The 21,802-nt window shown below is 54.4% G+C and carries 18 protein-coding genes and 1 pseudogene; 9 read left to right on the forward strand and 10 right to left on the reverse strand.

Annotated features, from left to right (window positions below; all coding sequences use genetic code 11):
- The first annotated feature begins 33 nt into the window (after positions 1 to 33).
- Positions 34 to 657, forward strand: coding sequence for a transcriptional regulator RcsA (rcsA, locus tag FU672_RS02620; RefSeq protein ID WP_008500313.1), 624 nt, complete (start codon positions 34 to 36; stop codon positions 655 to 657).
- 101 nt (positions 658 to 758) lie between these two features.
- On the opposite strand, the gene dsrB is transcribed toward rcsA, so the two are convergent.
- Entirely contained in the window at positions 759 to 947 is a 189-nt protein-coding gene (gene dsrB / locus FU672_RS24835; RefSeq protein WP_187360768.1) for a protein DsrB, read from the reverse strand.
- A gap of 135 nt (positions 948 to 1,082) precedes the next feature.
- Here dsrB and yodD point away from each other — a divergent pair, with 135 nt between their 5' ends.
- Complete coding sequence (gene yodD / locus FU672_RS02630; protein WP_148242018.1) at positions 1,083 to 1,310, forward strand: YodD family peroxide/acid resistance protein; 228 nt, start codon at positions 1,083 to 1,085, stop codon at positions 1,308 to 1,310.
- A gap of 301 nt (positions 1,311 to 1,611) precedes the next feature.
- On the forward strand, positions 1,612 to 2,412 hold the full coding sequence (locus tag FU672_RS02635) for a mannosyl-3-phosphoglycerate phosphatase-related protein (RefSeq protein ID WP_148242019.1): 801 nt from the start codon (positions 1,612 to 1,614) through the stop codon (positions 2,410 to 2,412).
- On the opposite strand, the pseudogene dgcQ reads toward FU672_RS02635, so the two are convergent.
- From dgcQ to FU672_RS02650, 3 genes and pseudogenes are all read right to left on the reverse strand, one after another.
- Positions 2,409 to 4,097 (reverse strand): annotated as a pseudogene (dgcQ, locus tag FU672_RS02640) (cellulose biosynthesis regulator diguanylate cyclase DgcQ). The gene FU672_RS02635 and the pseudogene dgcQ sit on opposite strands and share 4 nt — an antisense overlap.
- A gap of 73 nt (positions 4,098 to 4,170) precedes the next feature.
- A complete protein-coding gene (locus FU672_RS02645; protein WP_008500307.1) occupies positions 4,171 to 4,353 on the reverse strand; it encodes a YodC family protein in 183 nt (60 codons plus the stop codon).
- Between the two features lie 78 nt (positions 4,354 to 4,431).
- On the reverse strand, positions 4,432 to 5,343 hold the full coding sequence (locus tag FU672_RS02650; protein ID WP_148242020.1) for a DUF808 domain-containing protein: 912 nt from the start codon (positions 5,341 to 5,343) through the stop codon (positions 4,432 to 4,434).
- Between the two features lie 178 nt (positions 5,344 to 5,521).
- Here FU672_RS02650 and yedA point away from each other — a divergent pair, with 178 nt between their 5' ends.
- Positions 5,522 to 6,436, forward strand: a complete 915-nt coding sequence (yedA, locus tag FU672_RS02655; protein ID WP_148242021.1) for a drug/metabolite exporter YedA — start codon at positions 5,522 to 5,524, stop codon at positions 6,434 to 6,436.
- On the opposite strand, the gene FU672_RS02660 is transcribed toward yedA, so the two are convergent.
- The 3 genes from FU672_RS02660 to FU672_RS02670 form a co-directional block, all read right to left on the reverse strand.
- On the reverse strand, positions 6,408 to 6,899 hold the full coding sequence (locus FU672_RS02660) for a very short patch repair endonuclease (protein WP_148242022.1): 492 nt from the start codon (positions 6,897 to 6,899) through the stop codon (positions 6,408 to 6,410). The genes yedA and FU672_RS02660 overlap by 29 nt on opposite strands.
- Positions 6,880 to 8,295 carry a DNA cytosine methyltransferase gene (locus tag FU672_RS02665; RefSeq protein WP_148242023.1) on the reverse strand — a complete coding sequence of 472 codons (1,416 nt, stop codon included), beginning with the start codon at positions 8,293 to 8,295 and terminating at the stop codon, positions 6,880 to 6,882. The genes FU672_RS02660 and FU672_RS02665 overlap by 20 nt, the downstream gene beginning before the upstream one ends.
- Before the next feature lie 61 nt (positions 8,296 to 8,356).
- Complete coding sequence (locus FU672_RS02670) at positions 8,357 to 9,058, reverse strand: phosphohydrolase (protein ID WP_148242024.1); 702 nt, start codon at positions 9,056 to 9,058, stop codon at positions 8,357 to 8,359.
- A 285-nt stretch (positions 9,059 to 9,343) separates the two neighbouring features.
- Between FU672_RS02670 and ompC the strand changes: the two genes are divergently transcribed.
- Complete coding sequence (gene ompC / locus FU672_RS02675) at positions 9,344 to 10,486, forward strand: porin OmpC (protein ID WP_148242025.1); 1,143 nt, start codon at positions 9,344 to 9,346, stop codon at positions 10,484 to 10,486.
- A 56-nt stretch (positions 10,487 to 10,542) separates the two neighbouring features.
- Here the strand turns inward: ompC and FU672_RS02680 are convergent, their stop codons facing one another.
- Positions 10,543 to 11,406 (reverse strand): N-acetylmuramic acid 6-phosphate etherase, encoded by an 864-nt coding sequence (locus tag FU672_RS02680; protein ID WP_148242026.1) that lies wholly within the window; start codon positions 11,404 to 11,406, stop codon positions 10,543 to 10,545.
- 165 nt (positions 11,407 to 11,571) lie between these two features.
- Between FU672_RS02680 and FU672_RS02685 the strand changes: the two genes are divergently transcribed.
- Together FU672_RS02685 and dcuR are read left to right on the forward strand one after the other, a co-directional pair.
- Positions 11,572 to 13,188, forward strand: coding sequence for a sensor histidine kinase (locus FU672_RS02685; protein WP_148242027.1), 1,617 nt, complete (start codon positions 11,572 to 11,574; stop codon positions 13,186 to 13,188).
- Positions 13,185 to 13,904 (forward strand): two-component system response regulator DcuR, encoded by a 720-nt coding sequence (gene dcuR, locus FU672_RS02690; protein ID WP_024909745.1) that lies wholly within the window; start codon positions 13,185 to 13,187, stop codon positions 13,902 to 13,904. The genes FU672_RS02685 and dcuR overlap by 4 nt, the downstream gene beginning before the upstream one ends.
- Here the strand turns inward: dcuR and FU672_RS02695 are convergent.
- Both FU672_RS02695 and FU672_RS02700 read right to left on the reverse strand, forming a co-directional pair.
- On the reverse strand, positions 13,885 to 14,847 hold the full coding sequence (locus FU672_RS02695; RefSeq protein WP_148242028.1) for an FAD:protein FMN transferase: 963 nt from the start codon (positions 14,845 to 14,847) through the stop codon (positions 13,885 to 13,887). The genes dcuR and FU672_RS02695 overlap by 20 nt on opposite strands.
- 94 nt (positions 14,848 to 14,941) lie before the next feature.
- Positions 14,942 to 17,722, reverse strand: coding sequence for a flavocytochrome c (locus FU672_RS02700; protein ID WP_148242029.1), 2,781 nt, complete (start codon positions 17,720 to 17,722; stop codon positions 14,942 to 14,944).
- A 609-nt stretch (positions 17,723 to 18,331) separates the two neighbouring features.
- On the opposite strand from FU672_RS02700, the gene FU672_RS02705 reads away from it, so the two are divergent.
- Both FU672_RS02705 and fumA read left to right on the forward strand, forming a co-directional pair.
- A complete protein-coding gene (locus tag FU672_RS02705; RefSeq protein ID WP_074147235.1) occupies positions 18,332 to 19,840 on the forward strand; it encodes an anion permease in 1,509 nt (502 codons plus the stop codon).
- Between the two features lie 55 nt (positions 19,841 to 19,895).
- On the forward strand, positions 19,896 to 21,545 hold the full coding sequence (fumA, locus tag FU672_RS02710) for a class I fumarate hydratase FumA (RefSeq protein WP_148242030.1): 1,650 nt from the start codon (positions 19,896 to 19,898) through the stop codon (positions 21,543 to 21,545).
- Positions 21,546 to 21,802 lie beyond the last annotated feature (257 nt).

The raw sequence follows: 21,802 nt of genomic DNA on the forward strand, positions 1-21,802 counted from the left end.
GAATTATCGTTACGCATTGAGTGAGGGTATGCCATGTCAACGATCATTATGGATTTATGCAGCTACACCCGGCTAGGGTTAACCGGGTACCTGGCAAGCAGAGGGGTAAGAAAGAGAGACATCAACGATGCACACACCGTTGACGAACTCGCAGCCGCTTGTGACGAACTAAAACCAGGCGTGGTGTTTATTAATGAGGACTGTTTCATTCACGATCCAGCCAACAGTCAGCACATTAAGCAAATCATTAATCAGCATCCAAAAACCCTGTTTATTGTTTTTATGGCGATCGCGAATATCCATTTCGATGAGTATTTGTTGGTCCGTAAAAATTTATTGATCAGTTCTAAATCGATTAAACCTGAGTCGCTGGATGACATTCTGGGTGATTATTTGAATAAAGAAGTTAAAAATGTAGGAGCGGTTAACTTACCCACCCTATCATTAAGCAGGACTGAATCAAGTATGCTGCGAATGTGGATGGCGGGACAAGGAACTATTCAGATCTCGGACCAGATGAATATTAAAGCGAAAACCGTTTCGTCACACAAAGGAAATATTAAAAGGAAAATTAAAACGCATAATAAGCAAGTGATCTACCACGTGGTACGCCTGACCGATAATGTGACGAACGGGATTTTCGTCAACATGCGTTAGTCTCTTAAGACCCTGTGCACCCTACCTTTGATCTCTGGCCTGGCCAGAGATTTTTGCTTCTATGAGGTTGTCGGGCACGCGCTGTGCTACCCGACGCCGTGCTAGTCTACTTTCTCAACAAAAATGCCGTCCGGATGCCCCAGTTCGTTAAAAAACCAGATGCCAAGCGGGTAGTCTTCCAGTGATACCAGGTACATTGTGCCTTCGCTAAACTCTTCAATTGCCAGTACCACACCCGGGCGGCGCGGCCCACCGTCCGTTTTAACGGTTACCCGATCGTTGACCTTCATACATTCCTCCTCTGGTTTTGAGCCAGTGTAGAACAAAACGCAAAAACGCACATCGCCGCCCGGTGTGAATGGCGTTTTTATGCACAAGCTATACTTAGCCTTGGACACGTTTATAGGTTGAAAGAGGAACCCGTAATGAAGACCGATAAAGAGTACAGCGACACCATCAAGCGCGATGTCGAGGTGGATGTCGATGCCCTGCTGGCCGCCATCAATGAGATCAGTGAGTCAGAAGTCCGCCGGACGGACGACAATTCGGACCGCGTCATTGTCAACGGAAGGGATTATCACACCTATCGTGAGCTGGCGGAGGCCTTCGAGCTTGATATACACGACTTTAGCGTGTCTGAAGCCAATCGGTAGGGCGAAAAAAATCCCGGTCATGGGGATGGCCGGGATCAAAACTTGCTTATGCAAGAAGCACTTGAAAATTCGTTACACCAGGAAATCTGATGTACATGCCACACTATCCCCAACGAATTTGGCTGACAAGCATATATTCTTATGATGAATATAATATTTTTAACATAATGCTTTTTGTTATGAGCAATAACACACGCCGAATGCGGGTTTGCCAGGGACATCTCTTTTTTCCCCGGTTAACAACTCGGTTATTTTTTAGGAATTTTCTTAGATCGCGACGCAGCCGTTATCAGGAGTCACTATGCCTTCACTGCGGGATACATTGCTGATTTTTTCTGACCTGGATGGCTCGTTGCTGGATATTCATACCTATGAGTGGCAACCCGCAATGCCCTGGCTGGACAGGCTGCTGGATAACCAGATTCCGGTCATTCTCTGCAGCAGCAAGACTGCGGCAGAGATGCTGGATATCCAGCAGGATCTGGGGCTGGAAGGCTTGCCTTTTATTGCCGAGAACGGCGCGGTGATTCAGCCTGACGTGCGTTGGGAGAAGGTTCAGCGCCAGATCAGGGGGATGACGCACCGGGATATTCGCCCGCGGATCGAGCAAATTCGCCTGCAGACGGGCTTTAAATTCACCACCTTTGACGACGTGGATGAGCACGTTATCAGCGAGTGGACCGGACTGACGCGCTACCGTTCGGCGCTTGCCCGCAAGCATGAAGCGTCTGTTACGCTCATCTGGCGCGATACCGACGAGAAAATGGCCCAGTTTGAAGAGGAGCTGGCGCACAGCGGCCTGAAATGTCTGCAGGGGGCGCGCTTCTGGCATATTCTGGACGTCCGCTGTGGCAAGGATGTTGCGGTTAACTGGCTGATTGCGCAGTACCGCGAGCAGGAAGAGATCGAACCCACCACGCTGGGACTCGGCGACGGCCCCAATGATGCGCCGCTGCTCGACAGCGTTGACTTCGCGGTGGTGATTAAGGGCATTAACCGCCAGGGCATCACGCTACGGGACGATAACCCCGCCCGGGTTTATCACACCCGGCAGCCCGGCCCGGCGGGCTGGCAGGAGGGACTGGATCACTTCCTGTCCTAATCCCGCCAGACGACCCGGTTACGACCACACTGTTTGGCCTGGTACAGCCGGGCGTCCGCAATGGACTGCAGCTGTTCAAATTCGTAGTTGCCCGCTTCATCCGCGCTGCTGACCCCCAGTGACGCGCTGATGCGCAGGGTTATGCTTTTCTTCACCAGGATCTCCTTACTGTTGATCCGGCAACGAATGCGGTCCGCAACCCCTCTCGCCTCTTCCAGACCGATCCCCGGCAGGACGACGCAAAACTCTTCCCCGCCTACACGCCCTGCCACATCATTCTTGCGTAACGCGCTGGCAATCAGTCCCGCCGTGTGGGAGAGCACCTTATCACCGGCCTGATGGCCGAAACGGTCGTTGATGTTTTTAAAATGATCGAGATCGATCTGAATCACCGAGAACGGCAGCGACTGCTGGCGACAGGTTTCCGCCAGCTTTCTTGCGCGGTCGAACAGCGCGCCGCGATTATTCAGCCGGGTAAGCGGGTCATGCTAGGCCTGCCACTGGAGCGAGTGCTGAAGCGTGTACATGTTACTCACCATCCGACGGATCACCAGCCACGAGATCAATAGCATGGCGGTAAAGAGCGCCCACAGCAGTGCCAGCACGATACTGATGCTGCCGAAGTCATCTTGTACCCCTTCATGCAGGGTGTGGATCCGCAAGACGACACCGTCGAAGTGATCGAGCCGCTCCCAGCTAACAAAACGGCTTCCGAGGCGGATCCCGCCGCCGGTGGCGTGCTCAATCGCCTGCGCAATTTGCGCCGTTTCGCGTTCGTCAAAATGGTTAACCGCGTTTTCCGCGTGGGCTGAGGTGGCAATCATATTGAGCCGGGTATCGTACAGTTGATACTCCCCCTCCGTTCGATCTTCCGTCGCTTCGGCCAGCAGACGCTGCATCGTGCTCAACGTAAAATCCATCGCCACGACGCCATACCAATAATGATCGAAATAGATGGGGACGCTGGCGGTGATCATACGTTCATCCCCGGTCCAGAATGAAGGAGTAGAGATAAACCAGCGCACCGCGCGAGCGCGATTGTTACGTTCTGACTGCTGGGTAAACCAGGACTGTGTGACCAGATGGTAATAGCGGGAGGTAATGTCGCCTGCCTGGTCCGGCGTATCCGTGGAAATGAAAAACCCGGCGCGGGACACGTAGATCACACGCGCTTCCGTTTGCGCTCTCGACGACGCCAGCCTGAGCAGATACCCCACTTCGAGCGTGGCAGAAATTTCATGACTGAGGCGCTCAGCGTCACGATTCAGAAGCGTGGTTTTTTCGACAAACGCATCCGAGACACCGTTAATGGGAAGGGTGCGTTTTTTATCAACGGCAAGCTGCCAGGTGGGGAGCATGCGGACGGTGTTAAAGCGTGACACCGCATTCTGTAATACATCAAATGCCAGCGGCGTCTGGATCGCATCACGCATGCCCTGACGGAACAACAGCATCCTGTCCACGCTGTTCTGTAACTGCCTGTCCAGCGAACTGGCCACCGTATCCAGATGGTTACGCTGGCTGGAGATATACACCTCTTCGAGGACCACCACCTCACGCCAGGTCAGGAGAGTGGAAAACACCAGAACGACCAGAAAACAGAGATTAACAATCAACCCCGGATTGCTACGCTTATGCAGCCATTGCAAAAATGATTGTCTTACAACAAAGGTATCGCGCTGCACACACACTCCATGATGACTGCCTTACACCCGGTACTTGAGATAAAAACGCCCGGCAAAGCCGGGCGTTATGTGATTAAGCCTTGTCCCGCTTGTGCTGCCCGTCCCCCGGCTGAAGCTCATCTTCACGAAATGCTTCCCGCTTGATGCTATAGCCATCGTGCCACCGACATTCCACCATTCCGCTGGAATACCCGGTGACAATCATACGTGGGCCGCCCTTCTTAGGCTTAACTTCATCACTGACCAAAAAGACCATACCTGCCTCCTGTATCAGGGTGAAACTGTTTCAATTTAGACGAGGAATGGTCTTTTTGCATCCCACAATGGGGAATAATTAGTGCGACGTGCCGCGTATTTTTTCAACCAGCTTCACCGCCGCGACCACGATAGCGCCAATGATAAAGCCCAGCACAAGATTAAGCAGCGTGGGCAGAATTGCCGCGACAACGGCACCCTGCGCCGAGGAAAAATGTTCGATAGCATGGTGCAGCGGAGCGATACCGTGAACCACGATCCCGCCGCCCACGAGGAACATCGCCAGCGTGCCCACTACCGACAAACTCTTCATTAGCCACGGGGCCAGCACCAGCAGGCTTTTGCCGATGCCTCTTGCCACCGCGCTCGATTTCTCCTCCAGCCAGTAGCCGATATCATCCAGCTTCACGATCAGTCCCACCAGGCCGTACACGCCGACGGTGACCAGAATGGCGATGCCGGAGAGGATAAGAACCTGATTCAGGAGCGGCGCGTCTGACACAATGCCCAGCGTAATAGCGACAATCTCCGCAGACAGGATAAAGTCGGTCCGAATGGCGCCTTTGACCTTATCGCGCTCGAAGGTTTTCGGATCCTGAGCGGCCAGCGCTTCAAGACGCTGCTGGCGCATCTCCGGGGTATCGCTCTCCTTGCGCGCGCTAAAGGAGTGCAGAACCTTCTCCACCCCCTCGAAGCAGAGAAATGCCCCGCCAATCATCAGCAACGGCGTGATGGCCCAGGGAATAAACGCGCTGATCAGCAGCGCCAGCGGCACCAGAATCACCTTATTCAGGAAGGAGCCTTTTGCCACGCCCCATACCACCGGCAGTTCACGGTTAGCCCTTACCCCACTCACCTGTTGGGCGTTAAGCGATAAATCATCCCCCAGTACACCTGCGGTTTTTTTCGCCGCCAGTTTACCCATCACTGAAATGTCATCCAGTAAGGTGGCAATATCATCCAGCAATGTTAATAAGCTACTTCCTGCCAAAATCTTAATCCTTCATTTTTTGGTAATTAAGTGAATAGTATGGAGCAAAAGCGCAAACCCGGAAACAGGCACCTCACGTCAACAAAAAATTCACATCAGCTACACAATTAAAGGGCTCGCCAGCGCGATAGTTTTCGCGTTTACTATCAGCGACCTTTTTATTTCGTCGTGAGGGATTATGCGTTTCCGGCAATTGCTACCGCTCATTGGGGCACTCTTTTCGCTGTACATCATCTGGGGCTCAACCTACTTTGTCATTCGCATCGGCGTGGAAAGCTGGCCGCCGCTGATGATGGCGGGCATTCGTTTCCTCTCGGCTGGCGTCTTGCTGCTCGCGTTTCTTCTGCTGCGCGGACATAAGCTTCCCCCGCTGCGTCCGATGCTGAATGCCGCCCTGATTGGCCTGCTGCTGCTGGCGGTGGGAAATGGGTTTGTGACGATTGCCGAGCACCAGAACGTACCGTCCGGGATCGCCGCCGTGGTCGTTGCCACCGTACCGCTGTTTACCCTCTGCTTTAGCCGCCTTTTCGGTATCCGTACCCGCAAGCTGGAATGGCTGGGGATTGGTATTGGCCTTGCCGGCATTATTCTGCTGAATAGCGGCGGTAACCTGAGCGGGAATCCGTGGGGCGCCGTCATCATCCTGATTGGCTCGATGAGCTGGGCGTTTGGTTCCGTCTACGGTTCGCGTATCGAACTGCCGACAGGCATGATGGCAGGCGCGATAGAGATGCTTGCCGCCGGAATTGTGCTGCTGCTGGCCTCTACGCTGACGGGAGAGAAGCTGACCACCCTGCCGCCGCTGTCGGGCTTTCTGGCGGTAGGCTACCTGGCACTGTTTGGCTCCATTATTGCCATTAACGCTTATATGTTCCTGATCCGTAATGTCTCCCCGGCTGTCGCCACCAGCTATGCCTACGTCAACCCGGTCGTGGCCGTGCTGCTCGGGACGGGATTGGGGGGAGAAACGCTCTCTTCCGTTGAATGGCTGGCATTAGGGGTAATTGTTTTTGCCGTCGTGCTGGTCACCCTGGGCAAATATTTACTGCCCGCAAAACCGGTGGTCACGCCTTGCGAGGTGGAGAAACCTTAAGCAGGTGAATACCCTGCGTGTCGATCTGCGCGGTCTGACCGCCGCCGCAGATCCACTCTTCCAGCCGTTCGGTCAGATCGGCATCGTTCAGTTTTAATCTGCCTCTCAGCGCACACTCCCAGACGATCAGCACCCGCCAGCCCTGCGCAATCAGCGCGCTGAGATCCCGGTTGTCACGCTCGACGTTCTTGCCAATTTTATCCAGCCAGAAATCGGTGCGCGTCGCGGGAACTTTAAACAGATAGCAGTCGTGATGGTGCCAGAAACAGCCGTGAGTAAAGATGATGCACTGCCAGGCGTCAATGACGAAATCCGGACGACCTGCCAGCGCGGGATCCTGCACACGGAAATCAAACCCCGCCTGCGTCAGCAGCCCGGCCAGGCGCTTTTCGATGGCGGTGTCACGCGTGCCGATGGCACGCATATTTTTGCTGCGTGTCGCCTTATCGTGAACATCCGTCATTGACGGCCTCACCCTGACGGAGTGCCACCGCTTGTCTGATGCGCGAGGCCAGCAGTTTTGCCACGGCCGCGAACGCGGGAACCACCACCGAATTACCAAACTGGCGGTACGCCTGGGTATCCGAAACCGGAATGCGGAAGCGGTAACCCTGCGGGGACTCAAATCCCATCAACCGGGCGCATTCCCGCGGCGTTAAGCGTCGCGGACGGTGACGCTGGTTGTGCGGATCGTCGAAATCTTTTTCACCCAGCGCCTTGTCCCAACCTCTGTCGATCAGGATTTCCGCGCCGTCTTTGTAATAGCGAGCAGACAACGTACGGGTCACGCTGTGCGGATCGTTCGGGTTTACCATCCCAAAACCGAAGCCGTTGCCCTTCGCCTGATGCTTCTTGGCATAGCGGTAGAGGTATTTCCACAGCACCGGGGTAAGGATAAATTTCGCGTCAACGACAGGTTCCAGCAGGTCGGCCACGGCAGGACGATGCTCGGGATACAAAGACGGGATATCCCGAAGGGTGAAATCGCCTTTCAGATTGAGATCGCGGCGGAAACCCACCAGCACAATACGTTCGCGATGCTGGGGCAGGAAATGTTTCCCATCAATGATTTTGGGATCGTCCGCGCCCATGTCCCGTGAATCGGCCACGTCATAACCCAGTTCATCCAGCGTTTGCATGATAATGCGGAAGGTTTTTCCGCCGTCGTGGCTCTTAAGATTTTTGACATTTTCCAGCACAAAAATGGCCGGACGACGGGCGTCAATAATGCGCGCCACGTCAAAAAACAGCGTTCCCTGGGTATCGCAGGCAAAGCCGTGGGCGCGTCCGAGGGCATTCTTTTTTGAAACGCCGGCCAGCGAGAAGGGCTGGCACGGAAAGCCGGCCAGCAGCACGTCATGCGCCGGGATCGTCTGCCGAATGTGATCGGCGGCCTGTTCATCGCTCACGCCGCTTTTATGGCTTAGGGTCACATCGCGGATATCCGCGTTGAAATGATGCTCGTGCGGATCGCAGTACCAGTTAGCCTTGTAGGTCCGTACGGCATGTTTGTTCCACTCGCTGGTAAACACGCACTGTCCGCCGATAGCTTCAAAACCGTGTCGGATACCGCCGATACCGGCAAACAGATCGATAAAGCGGAAGGCATAGTTCGGGTGCGCGGCAGAAGGACGCGGAAGCAGGTTTTGCAGATAACGAAACTCGCCTTCACTGAGGCGACGCCCTGCGCGTTCGCTGGTCAGCAGACGTTTAAGGATCGCCGGGCTCCAGTGGCTCTCGCCGTGCGCCACCAGCAGATTGGCCAGCGTTTTAGCATCATAGATATCCAACAGCTGGCGCAGTAACGCCTGCACCGTTGCCGTTGATTTCTCAGCCTGCTCAGGCGCGGGCTCTGTCACTGATCGATTTTCCTGCATTCTTTTAACCGGAGAATAAAGACTGGGAACAGATTACCACAGTTCAGTTGCGCAAACTGCGACGGAAGCGGTTCAACACCTGGCTATCCAGCCCGATGCAGTCGCCGTGTAATTCGGCACTGAGTTTCGCCATAAACTGGATCAAAAAATCGGCATTGTGGCGTGCCAGCTCGCGGCCCATTTCCGTTTGCATTGTATCAGGCAATCGCAGCAGCTTGGTCTGAAAATGGTCGAGGGCAAACGCACGGTCGTCAAGGGTACGCGCATCGGCAAAGGGATCGTCGGCATCAAAAAGCGGCACGCCCAGTGCGCCCGAGACGGCAAAGACGCGCGCCAGACCGATAGCGCCTAACGCTTCCAGTCGGTCTGCGTCCTGCACAATTTTGGCTTCCATGCTCTGCGGCGCAATCCCGGCGCTGAAGCTGTGTGCCTCAATCGCGTGCGCGACGGCGGCAGCGTGCTCTGGCGGAAAATCAGGGAAGTCGCGGCGCAGTATGTCACCCGTCTTGCGCGCAGCCAGTTGTGACGACTGGCTGCGTTCGGGATGATTTTTCGGCAGGCTGACAATATCGTGGAAATAGCATGCGGTCAGAATCACCAGCGGCTCTACCGCCTGGTGAACCATGATTTTTTGCGCCGTCATCCAGACCCGACGAAAATGCGAAATATCATGTGCGGTATCGTCGGTGCTGTGGTTTTCCTCAAGCCAGCGCTCAAATCTGTGCTGCCACCGGGCAAGTTCCATCGTCATGTCCTGTTTGTTTAAAAGAGAATGAATTATAACACAGACGAATTAAACCAATTAAAAAATAGAATTGCGAAATACTTAATAATAATTACATCATATAAATTCAATGAATTAATTCACCAGAAAAATAAAGAGATTAATAGAAATACTTAGCAATATTTCATCGAATTTAATTACATTTATTTTTGAAACTAAATGACATCTCCTGGAATAGTATCGACCTTGTAATCACGGAGAGTGATTACATATATTCATATAAATTATCTTTTAAGGGAATATATAATGAAAAGAAAAGTTCTGGCAATTCTTGTACCCGCGTTATTAATGGCAGGCGCAGCAAATGCGGCTGAGATGTACAACAAAAACGGCAACAAAGTTGACCTGTACGGCAAAGTCGATGCGCGTCACACCTTCTCTGACAACGCTGGCGACGACGGCGACGAAACCTATGTGCAGATTGGTTTTAAAGGCGAAACCCAGATCGCTAACGACCTGATCGGTTACGGCCAGTGGGAATACAAAACCTACGCTAACGACACCGAAGGCGCGGGTGACAAATCGTTTAACCGCCTGGCGTATGCTGGCCTGAAATATGGCGAATACGGTTCATTCGATTATGGCCGTAATTACGGCGTCGTGTACGACGTTGAAGCCTGGACCGATATGCTGCCTGTATTTGGCGGTGACTCTTACACCTGGACCGATAACTTTATGAACGGTCGTGCGAACGGTCTGGCAACTTACCGTAACCAGGATTTCTTCGGCCTGGTTGAGGGTCTGAATTTCGCGCTGCAATATCAGGGCGCGAATGAAGGCCAGGATGCAACAGAAGATCAGGAAGGTACTAAAAACGGTCATGATGATGTTCGTTTCCAGAACGGCGACGGCTTCGGCATGTCTACCACCTATGACTTCTCTGGCGATCTGTCTGGCCTGAGCCTCGGTGCGGCGTACTCGTCTTCTGACCGTACCAACAAGCAGGTTGGATTCGGTAAAAGCTCAGAAGGCATCGGCTACGCGGGCGGTGAAAAAGCTGAAGCCTGGACCGTTGGCGCAAAATACGATGCAAACAGCGTCTACCTGGCGATGATGTATGCGGAAACCCGCAACATGACACCAATTGGTAACTTTGGTATCGCCAACCAGACTCAGAACTTTGAAGCGGTAGCGCAATACCAGTTTGACTTCGGTCTGCGTCCTTCTCTGGCATGGGTTTACTCAAAAGGTAAAGATCTGGACGGTAAGGGATTCAATCAGGATCTTGTTAACTACATTGATCTGGGCATGACCTACAGCTTCAACAAAAACTTCTCCACCTATGTTGATTACAAAATCAACATGCTGGACAACGATGAAACGCTTTATGACGCATACGGTATTTCCACCGATGACATCGTTGGCGTCGGCATGACCTACCAGTTCTAATTCCCCAAAATACCAAAGGCCGCAATTGCGGCCTTTTTTATGTCATTTATCAGGCTCTATGGCGCTTCCTGCAGTGCCACGCGGATAAACCCGTTATTCTGCGCCAGCAGCTCATGGGCTTTCCACGCATCCAGCCCTGTCAGCACCATCAATACCGCCGTTTTACAGTTATGGTTACAGCTCTCCAGCGCGGCTTTTGCCTCTGTCCGGGAGCATCCCCCCGCTTCCACCACAATCGCGATTTGCCGTTCAGCCCATTTGGTCGTGCTTGCCTCGAGATCCACGCGCAGGTTGCTGTAAACGCGTCCGGTTCGGACGGCCAGCCCGGTGGCGATCATCGAGAGGATCATTTTCTGCGCAGTCCCCGCTTTGGTGTTGATATAGCCTGCGACGACATCGGCTCCCAGCTCGGGAGCAATGATCAGGCTTGCCAGCTGCGCGGCTTCACTTTGCGCATCACCGGTAATAATGGCGACCGGTGAACCCAGCGACCACGCATGCCGCATTGCCCCCCAGACCCACGGCGTTTTTCCGCTGACGGTGACGGCCAGCATCATATCGTGCTCACCAAACTTGATGGCCTGCAGATCGGCAACACCGCGCTCGTAGCTCCCTTCCCCTTCTTGTGCCGTAACGGCAATCACAGGGGTTTTACCCGGCGCATAGTCATCGGCAACCTGTTGCGCAACGCGCCCTGACGGCCCCGCGCCAACGATGACCAGGCGACCGCCGTGGCTGAGCGTCGCGGCGGCGTTGTCCACTACGCGAGCGAGGGTGTGTAAACAGGGGGTGATCGCAGCAGAAATGAGTGCATCATCCTGGTGAATGACTTTCAGCATGTCCAGCGTGGACAATCTATCAATATTCATCGTGCTGGCGTGCCGTCTTTCCTTGACCGAACCGGTAAGCATAATGCTCATAAACAGCCTCCTTATTATGAGTACCCACACACTATAAAGTGTTTTATATGGATGACCTGCGAGGAGGGTCACGAAAAGAGGACCAAATACACGCCTTTACATGGCTTTAAGAAAAGCGCGTCATCGGCGATAATTACCCCCTTTCTTAATCATCGTGGAGTGTTGATGAGCGATTTGCAGCCTTTCCTCCTGACGCGCAAGCGCCCCATGAAACTGAATACGCTGGTCACGTTGATGGTGTGCGCGATTATTGCCTCTGTGCTGCTGGTGGTCTTTGCGCTCTACTCCGTACAAATCACCCGGGCGACCCGCGATGATGTTAAAGATACGGCTCTGGGTATCGCCAGAACGCTGGCCAACACCCCGGAGATCCAGCGCGGCCTGATGCAGCCTCCGCAGGCGGATATCATTCAGCCCATCGCCAAAGCCGTCACCCAGCGCAACGATCTGCTGCTCACCGTGGTGACCGACATGCGAGGGATTCGCTACTCGCACCCGAACGAAGCGCTCATCGGCCTGCACTTTATTGGTAACGACCTGGAGCCAGCGCTGGAAGGTAAAGAGAATGTCTCTGTAAACCGCGGCGCCCTCGCCGAAGCGCTTCGCGTCTTCACCCCCGTTTACGACAGCCAGCACGACCAGATCGGTGTGGTGGTGGTCGGTATCTCCCTCAAAAAAGTGGAAGATCAGATTGCCCGCGGGCGGCTAAACGCCGTCTGGACCATTTTATTCAGTATTTTTATGAGTTCCATGGCGATTTGGGGTCTGGTGCGGGTACTGAAACGCATCCTGTTCGGGCTCGAACCTTACGAAATTTCCGCCTTGTTCGAACAACGTCAGGCGATGCTGCAGTCGCTTCGCGAGGGGGTGCTGGCCGTCGATATTCACGGGCGCGTGACGATGATCAACCAGACTGCCAGAGAAATATTGCTTCTCCCCTCCGGCAAGCAGACCGAAAACGCCAGTGCGCCTCTGCTGGCCAGCCTGCGTGAAGTCTCTAAGACGGGCGTCGCGCGCCAGGATCAGGAGATCAGCTGTAACGGGCGTCTATTGCTGTGCAATATGGTGCCCGTTAAAAGTCAGGATCGGGTGATCGGCGCCATCACCACCTTCCGTGATAAAACGGAAATCAGCCAGCTAATGCAGCGTATTGATGGCATGGTTAACTACGTCGATGCCCTGCGCAGCCATACCCACGAGTTTATGAATAAACTGCATGTGATCCTGGGCCTGCTGCACATGAAGCGCTACGACAAGCTGGAAGAGTACATCATTCAGACGGCACATAATTACCAGACGGATATCGGTACGATACAGAGCAAGGTAAAATCCCCGGTAATTGCCGGGTTCCTGCTGGGTAAAATCAACCGGGCGAAAGAAGCGGGCATCACCCTGACACTGGCGGATGAATGCCAGATACCGGATACCGCGAGTGAAGAGCAGGTCGCGGTGCTGATCACCGTGCTGGGTAACCTCATTGAAAACGCGCTCGACGCGATGGAAGGACAGCAGGAAGGTGAGATCGGCCTGCTGCTGCATTATCAGAATGGCTGGCTCAGCTGCGAAGTCAGCGACGATGGCCCCGGCATTGATCCCACTCAGCTGGAGGCTATTTTTACAAAGGGCTTCTCAACAAAAGGTGAAAACCGCGGCGTTGGGCTGTTCCTTGCTCGCCAGCAAATCCAGAACCTCGGCGGCGATATCACCGTCGAGTCTGAGCCAGGCGTATTTACCCAATTTTTTGTTCACATCCCCTGGGATAGCGAGAGGAATATCGCGTGATAAATGTATTAATTGTCGATGATGACGCCATGGTAGCCGACCTCAACCGTCTGTATGTCAATCGTGTTGAAGGCTTTAGCTGCTGCGGTGTCGCCTCCACGCTAAACCAGGCCGAGGCCATCATTAATAACCCCAGCCAGCCTGTCGATCTGGTGCTGCTGGATGTCTATATGCAGCAGGATAACGGGCTGGATCTGCTGCCCGTTATTCGTGCATCCGGTCGCCCAATCGATGTGATTATGATTTCGTCGGCTGCCGATGCCGCCACGATCCAGACCTCCATTCATTACGGCGTGGTGGATTATCTGATAAAGCCGTTCCAGTTCCCGCGCTTTGAAGAGGCGCTGAACGGCTGGAAGGCAAAGCATAACCTGATGGGTTCGCACCAGTATTATGAGCAGGCCGACGTCGACCGGCTGATCCACGGCGGGGCGCCGGAACTGGCGGACAGTAAAAAGCTGCCGAAGGGGTTAACGCCGCAAACGCTGCGCACGATTTGCCAGTGGATTGATGCTCACCCGGAGACGGAATTTTCCACCGATGACCTGGCAAACGCCGTCAATATCTCTCGCGTGTCCTGTCGCAAATACCTGATTTGGCTCGCGCAAATCAACATTCTGTTCACCAGCATTCACTACGGCGCCACCGGCCGTCCGGTGTATCGCTACCGTCTCCAGCCGGAGCAAACCGGCCTGCTCAAGCAATACTGTCAGTAACGCAGTAGTCGTTATCCAGCAGGGTAAAGCGGAAGTGGTGTGCTGAAGAGAACACCACTTCTTTTGTTTTGGTCACAAAGATTGCTTCAATATCGGGGCGCGCGCGCAGGGCGGCACAGCCCTTATCCACGCCCATGCCGTACATCAGCGTGGTCCAGATGTCGCCGTCGATGGAGTTTTTAGAAATAATCGTCACGCTGTCCAGCTCGTTGTCCAGCGGATAGCCGGTACGCGGGTCGAGAATGTGGTGGTAGCGTTTGCCGTTCTGTTCGAAGTAGCGCTCGTACGTTCCCGACGTCACGACGGACAGGTTCTCTACGGTCATCGTGCCGATCAGCGCGTCACCGGCGAACGGTTTTTTCAGCCCCACGCTCCAGCCTCCTTCCGGTGAGCCTAACGTCTGAATGTTTCCGCCGAGGTTGATCAGCCCCCGCTCCGCGCCCTCTTTATGAAGGTAATCACGCACCCTGTCGGCGATATAGCCTTTGGCGATGGCCCCCAGATCGATCTCCATCCCCGCTCTGGTCAGAAACACGCTGCTGCTGGCCTCATCAAGAAGAACATCCTCAGGACGGGTAATCGCCAGCAGCGACGCAATTTCATCAGCGGGCGGTACGCTGTCACCCTGAAAACCAATTTTCCAGCGCTTCACCAGCGGACCTATGGCCAGGTTAAAGGCGCTGTCTTTAAGCAGGCTTGCCGCTTTTGCACAGCGGATCAGCTCAAACACCGGCCGGCTGACGGTAACCGGATGCTGACCAGCCACATGATTGATGTCCATGACCTGCGAGTGCGCGCGATTAACGGTGAGCAGATCTTCATACTGTTTGATCAGGCGAAACACGCGGGACGCGAGGGCTTCGTCATGGGAGAAGAGTTTCAGGAGGATGGGTGAGCCCATCAGGACGGCGGAGTAGCTGTAAACGCGATGGCTGTCAGGCATGGCATGAGTCCTCAGATGTAGCCCCGGCAAGCACCGTGCCGCCGGGGAAAATGCCGGATAGCGCTGTGCGTATCCGGCCTGGGAAACAGGTGCCTTACCTCTTTTTCGAACGCATAGCCGCCTGATGTCCTGCAAGCGTACCAAAAATAATGATATCTGCCACTGCGTTACCGCCGATACGGTTACCGCCGTGGATCCCGCCGACCACTTCACCGGCCGCAAACGCGCCTGGCAGCACGTTGTGGTTGCTGTCCAGCACGCAAGTTTCGGTGTTGATGGTCACGCCGCCCATGGTGTGGTGCACGCCTGGCGCAATCTGAATGGCGTAGAAAGGCCCTTCGTTGATGGGCGCACGCAGCGCGGTGGTACGACCAAAATCGTCATCGTGCTGTTTTTCTACGAAACCGTTGTAACGTTCCAGCGTCGCCAGGAAAGCGTGGTAATCCATACCCAGCGTTTCAGCCAGAGCTTTTGGTGAGCTGGCGCTGGTCACGAAACCTTTCGCGATGTACTCATCTGCGGCTTTGTTTTTGGCACGGACGTGCTCATCAAAGACGATGTAAGCGTATTTCTCTGGCAGGGCGATGATTGACGCCGAGACTTTATCGCGGGTCGACATTTCGTTGTAGAAGCGTTCCCCTTTCTGATTGACCAGAATCGCCCCGCCGCCGCGAATGGATTCGGAAATCAGGTACGAGGTTTTCTGCTCCACGGTTGGGTGAATTTGAATTTCGCCCATATCCACGGTACCCGCCCCGATGCGCTCCAGCAGCGCGATGCCGCCACCGGTTGCCCCTTTGTGGTTGGTGGTGACGAACCCTTCCAGATCCGGACGGTATTTCACCACCATCTGGCTGTTGGCGCTGAAGCCACCGGTGGCGACAATCACGCTTTTGGTTGCCACGGTGACGGTTTCGTTCTCTTCGGTAGTCAGACGTACGCCGGTCACCTCACCGTTTTCGAAGATGATGTCGCTTACGGAGGTATCCAGCATCACCTCGATGTTGCGTTTGTTGACGTTACGCACCAGGCCGCTGATGAGATAGCCCCCCACCGCAGAACCGTCTTTTGGGCGGTGAGTACGGTCAATGCTCATCCCGCCGGTGGTGGTGATGTCGTTCAGCATGATGCCGCGCGTTGCCAGCCATTCAATCGCCTGCGGCGCGTTCTCGACAAAGCGACGCAGCAGTTCCGGGTTGTTCTTGTTGCCGCCACCTTTCAGGCTTTCCTGGTAGAACAACTCTTTGCTGTCCTGAATGCCCTTCACGCGCTGGAAGCGGGTTTCGGCGGCGTTCATACCGGCAGAAGCTTTGATGGTGTTCCCGCCGATGGTTGGCATTTTCTCGACAATCAGCACGTTCGCGCCTTCGTCGTGAGCCTGAATCGCCGCCGCCAGACCGGCGCCGCCGCTGCCGACAACGACCACGTCCACGCTGCGGGTTTCATTCAGGTCAACGCCCTCTTCCGCCGCCAGCGCTTTGCTGGATTTCAGCATCGCTTTAGAGACCGCTTTCTTCACCGCTTCACTCTGGCTGGTTGCGCCGGTGATGGCATCCACATGCGGGGTATTGGCATCCAGAATGCGGGTACGGATCTCTTCAAAGCTGGTCACAAACTCAACGTCTTCACTCGGGCCGGAAGCAAGCTCAATGTCCGCAATGCGGTCAGTTTCCAGACTGACGTTAATCACCAGTTCGTTAGCGTCATCCTGCACTTTCTCAGCAAAGGTACCCGGTTTGAATTTGGATTCGCCCATGCTCATGTCGCGGATCATCGCTTCTACCAGCGAGAAGCGCCACAGCGGTTCAGGAATGCTCAACGCCTCGCGCCTGGTGCTGTCCATAAACAGCTCAAGGCTTTCGCCGGCCGCGATGCGGTCGGTCCAGTCCGGATAAGCGATGGTGGCGCGGCCAACCGCAATCAGGTCGTAACCGTGGTCCAGCGCTTCATCCACATCTGAAGCATTCACCACGCCGCCCACGCCCATGACAGGAACCTGTGCCAGCGTTTCAGAACGCATCGCGCAGTATTTTTCGATAAGCGGAGTCGGGTCCTGGGTGTCGACAATGGACGGACGCAGGGTCGCGCCGACGGAGAAGTGCAGATAGTCCACGCCGCGCGCTGCCAGTTTTTCCAGCAGGTACATGGTGTCGTCAAAGCGAATGCCCGGGACTTCCATCTCTTCCGGGGAGAAGCGGTAGCCAATAATAAACGCGTCGTCCGCGTACTGGCGCACCATTTTGTGGGTGATATCCAGCACCGCCAGCGGGAACTTCGCGCGGTTATCGCGGTTGCCGCCCCACTCATCATCGCGCTGGTTAGAGTTTGGTGAATAGAACTGCTGAATCAGATAGGTGTTCGCCCCGTGGATTTCCACGCCGTCGAAACCGGCCTGGATGGCGCGGCGCACGGCCTCACCAAACTTGCCGATCATGCCTTCCACTTCTTCAGCGGTCAGGGCTACCGGCGTTGCGGCACCTTCACGCGGCGCGGCTACGGCACTTGGGCCAACCGGGGTACGGCCACCAATCAGTTTTGGATCGACCATGCGGCCGCCGTGGTAGATCTGCAGCAGCGCCTTAGACCCTTTGGATTTAATGGCCTCTGCGATTTTCGCCAGCCCGGCAATTTTCTCGTCATTATCAATACCAATCGCGCCCGGGAAGGCGAGACCAAGATCGTCGACGAAGCAACACTCCACAATGATGGTACCAATGCTGCCGGAACGGGCCCGATAATACTCCACCAGCTCACTGGTGACGGTGCCGTCAAAATAGCCGGTACAGGTTGTCATAGGGGCCATTAACAAACGGTTTTTCAGTTCAGTGCCATTCGGTAATGTGAAGGGGCTAAGAATGCGTTCGTTAGTGCTCATAATAGAAACTCCAAACTTTTAAAAATTAAGAATTCGTTATCGGATTGATTTTTTATTTCGTCGTTATTTGCCGATGTCATGATATTAATATAATGATTTTTTTAGTTTCCAAAGCTATTACGTTAGTTAAAAAACTATTTAATCCCTGCGATAACACAAATAACACATTGGTGTTAGCAATTATAATTTAGCTATTCACAATAATTTAAAAATCGTTAAATTATTAATGGTAAAACCAATTCACCAAAACATATATAAACCAAATAAAAACAACACATTATGAATACACCAAAACCAAAATTGTTAAAAAAATGATAAAAAATACGCGAAAAACACACAATACCCACATACGCCAGAGTGGTTATTAATAAAAGCATAAAAATAATGCTGCAATTCTATTTTTTTGATCGCGATCAATAGTTATGGCATTCAAAAGCGCAATATAAAAACATCATCATTTTTTAATTTAACGCAGACAAAAACGCGTTAAATCGCTATTACTGAAAACACAAGAAAGCACCTTTAATAACTAAAAAAAGCAAAGAAACTTAAGAAAGTGATTTTGTTTTTCAGTGCGACCGAATTTTTGACAACTTAAGACGTGAAACTATGAATACAAAAACTGCTGTAACGCCCCCTGTGGCGAACCAGGCATCAAATGGAAACGCAAAACGATTGCTGATGATGGCATTACCCATCGTCGTCGCCGTACTGCTGCTGTTTGTTCCCGTTCCTGAAGGCTTGCCGCCTTACGCATGGCACTACTTCGCCATCTTTGTCGGCGTGATCGTCGGTCTGATCTTCGAACCGCTGCCGGGTGCGGTGATCGGCCTGACCGGCGTCGTCGCCATCGCCCTGTGCAGCCAGTGGGTGCTGTTCAGCCCTGACCAGCTGGCTGACCCGAAATTCAAGCTGGCAGGCGCCTCCTTTAAATGGGCGGTGAGCGGGTTTGGTAACTCTACCGTCTGGCTGATTTTCGGTGCCTTTATGTTCGCCGCAGGCTATGACAAAACCCGCTTCGGCCGCCGTCTGGCGCTGATTCTGGTGAAGTACCTGGGACGTCGCAGCCTGACGCTCGGTTACGCCATTACGTTTGCTGATCTGCTGCTGGCACCGTTCACCCCGTCCAACACCGCGCGTAGCGGCGGGACCATCTACCCGATTATCGCTAACCTTCCGCCGCTGTACGGTTCAAAACCTAACGATCCAAGCGCACGCAAAATCGGTTCGTACCTGATGTGGGTGGCGATCACCGCGGCCTGTATCACCAGCTCAATGTTCCTCTCCGCCCTCGCGCCAAACCTGCTGGCCCTGGCGCTGGTGAAAAGTACGGTTGGGATTGATATCTCCTGGGGCACCTGGTTCCTCGCCTTCCTGCCGCTGGGTATCCTGCTGATTCTGGCCATGCCGCTGCTGGCCTACTGGTTCTACCCACCCGAAGTCAAAGTGAATAACGAAGTGCCGCTGTGGGCGACCCGCGAGCTGGAAAAACTCGGCAAACTGTCCCGGAATGAAATTCTGCTGCTGGTGTTCGTGTGCTGTGCGCTGCTGATGTGGATCTTCGCTGCCGCGTGGATTGAGCCTGCCATGGCGGCCCTGCTCATCGTCGGTCTGATGCTGTGGACCGGCGTGCTGGAGTGGAACGATATCACCGGTAACAAAGCCGCATGGAACACCTTCGTCTGGTTCGCCACCCTGGTGGCCCTGGCGGATGGCCTCTCCTCTACCGGCTTTATCAGCTGGTTAGGTAAAGAAGGCGGCCTGCTGATGAGCGGTATCTCCCCGGGCGTGGCGACTATCGTCCTGCTGCTGGCGTTCTACCTGCTGCACTACCTGTTTGCCAGCACCACCGCGCACACGACGGCGCTGCTGCCAGCGATGCTGACCATCGCCTCCACCATTCCGGGCATGAATATGGAAGTGTTTGTCCTGCTGATGGTGACCTCGCTGGGCGTGATGGGGATCATCACCCCGTACGGTACTGGCCCAAGCCCGATTTACTACGGTAGTGGCTACCTGCCAACCAAAGACTACTGGCGCCTCGGCACCATCTTCGGTGCCATCTTCCTGGCGGCCCTGCTGCTGATTGGTTATCCGTGGATGTCCATGATGTTCTGATTCCTGACCGCCGGACTTCTCCTCCGGCGGTTTTATTTTTGTGGAGCAATACGCTATGTCAAACAAACCGTTTATCTACCAGAACCCCTTCCCTCTCGCGCACGATGACACCGAATACTATCTGCTGACCAAAGAGCACGTTTCCGTTGCCGAGTTCGACGGCCAGGAAGTGCTGAAAGTGGAGCCGGAAGCCCTGACCCTGCTGGCACAGCAGGCCTTCCACGATGCCGCGTTTATGCTGCGCCCTTCCCACCAGAAGCAGGTTGCCGCCATTCTCAACGACCCGGAAGCCAGCCAGAACGACAAATACGTTGCCCTGCAGTTCCTGCGTAACTCTGAAATTGCCGCCAAAGGCGTGCTGCCAACCTGCCAGGATACCGGCACCGCTATCATCATGGGTAAAAAAGGCCAGCGCGTCTGGACCGGCGGCGGTGACGAAGCGGCGCTGAGCCAGGGCGTGTATAACACCTATATTGAAGATAACCTGCGCTACTCTCAGAATGCGGCGCTGGACATGTATAAAGAGGTGAATACCGGCACCAACCTGCCCGCGCAGATCGATCTCTACAGCGTGGACGGCGACGAATACAAATTCCTCTGCATGGCAAAAGGCGGCGGCTCTGCCAACAAAACCTATCTCTACCAGGAAACCAAAGCGCTGATCACCCCGGCGAAGCTGAAAAACTACCTGGTTGAGAAGATGCGCACCCTGGGCACTGCGGCCTGCCCGCCTTACCATATCGCGTTTGTGATTGGCGGTACCTCTGCCGAAAGCACCCTGAAAACCGTGAAGCTGGCCTCCACGCGCTACTACGACGCGCTGCCAACCGAAGGCAACGAACACGGCCAGGCGTTCCGCGACGTTCAGCTAGAACAGGAACTGCTCCAGGAAGCCCAGAACCTCGGCCTCGGCGCGCAGTTCGGCGGTAAATACTTCGCCCACGATATCCGCGTGATCCGCCTGCCGCGCCACGGCGCCTCCTGTCCGATCGGCATGGGCGTCTCCTGCTCCGCAGACCGCAATATCAAAGCGAAAATCAACCGCGACGGGATCTGGATTGAGAAGCTGGAGCACAACCCGGGCCAGTATATTCCTGAATCACTGCGCCAGCAGGGTGAAGGCGACGTGGTCAGCATCAATCTGGACAAACCGATGACTGAGATCCTGGCACAGCTTTCCGCGCATCCGGTCTCTACCCGCCTGTCGCTGAACGGTACCATCATCGTGGCGCGCGATATTGCCCACGCGAAGCTGAAAGAGCTGCTCGACAACGGCGAGGAACTGCCGCAGTACGTTAAAGATCATCCGATTTACTACGCAGGCCCGGCCAAAACGCCGGAAGGCTACGCGTCTGGCTCACTCGGCCCGACCACGGCGGGACGTATGGACTCATATGTGGACTTACTGCAATCCCACGGTGCGAGCATGATTATGCTGGCGAAAGGCAACCGCAGCCAGCAGGTGACCGACGCCTGCCATAAGCACGGCGGCTTCTACCTGGGCAGCATTGGTGGCCCGGCGGCGGTGCTGGCGCAAAACAGCATTAAGAGCCTGGAATGCGTCGCGTATCCGGAGCTGGGAATGGAAGCCATCTGGAAAATTGAAGTCGAGAACTTCCCGGCTTTTATCCTGGTGGATGACAAAGGCAACGATTTCTTCCAGCAGATCCAGAACAAACAGTGCAAAGGCTGTTCACAGCGCTAGGTTGAGACAGGTCGGGCGGCGCAACGCTGCCCGGCAGTCGCAGACAGACATGAGCCTGCGTTATGTCACAAAACCGTGATATCAGCCACTTAGCAAAAAGTGGTGAATAAAAAATCAATCAATTGTTAAGTTATTGTTGCCATTAATTGTATTTATCCGGCGAATGATATTCATGCAAAAAATGCATCAGCCGATGCGACATTTGCGCTTATCTATTTCCTCATCCTGATCCAGTTTTCAGAAACAGACGCGTAAAA

This window comes from Enterobacter asburiae (genome assembly GCF_008080435.1).
GTDB lineage: Bacteria > Pseudomonadota > Gammaproteobacteria > Enterobacterales > Enterobacteriaceae > Enterobacter > Enterobacter asburiae_C.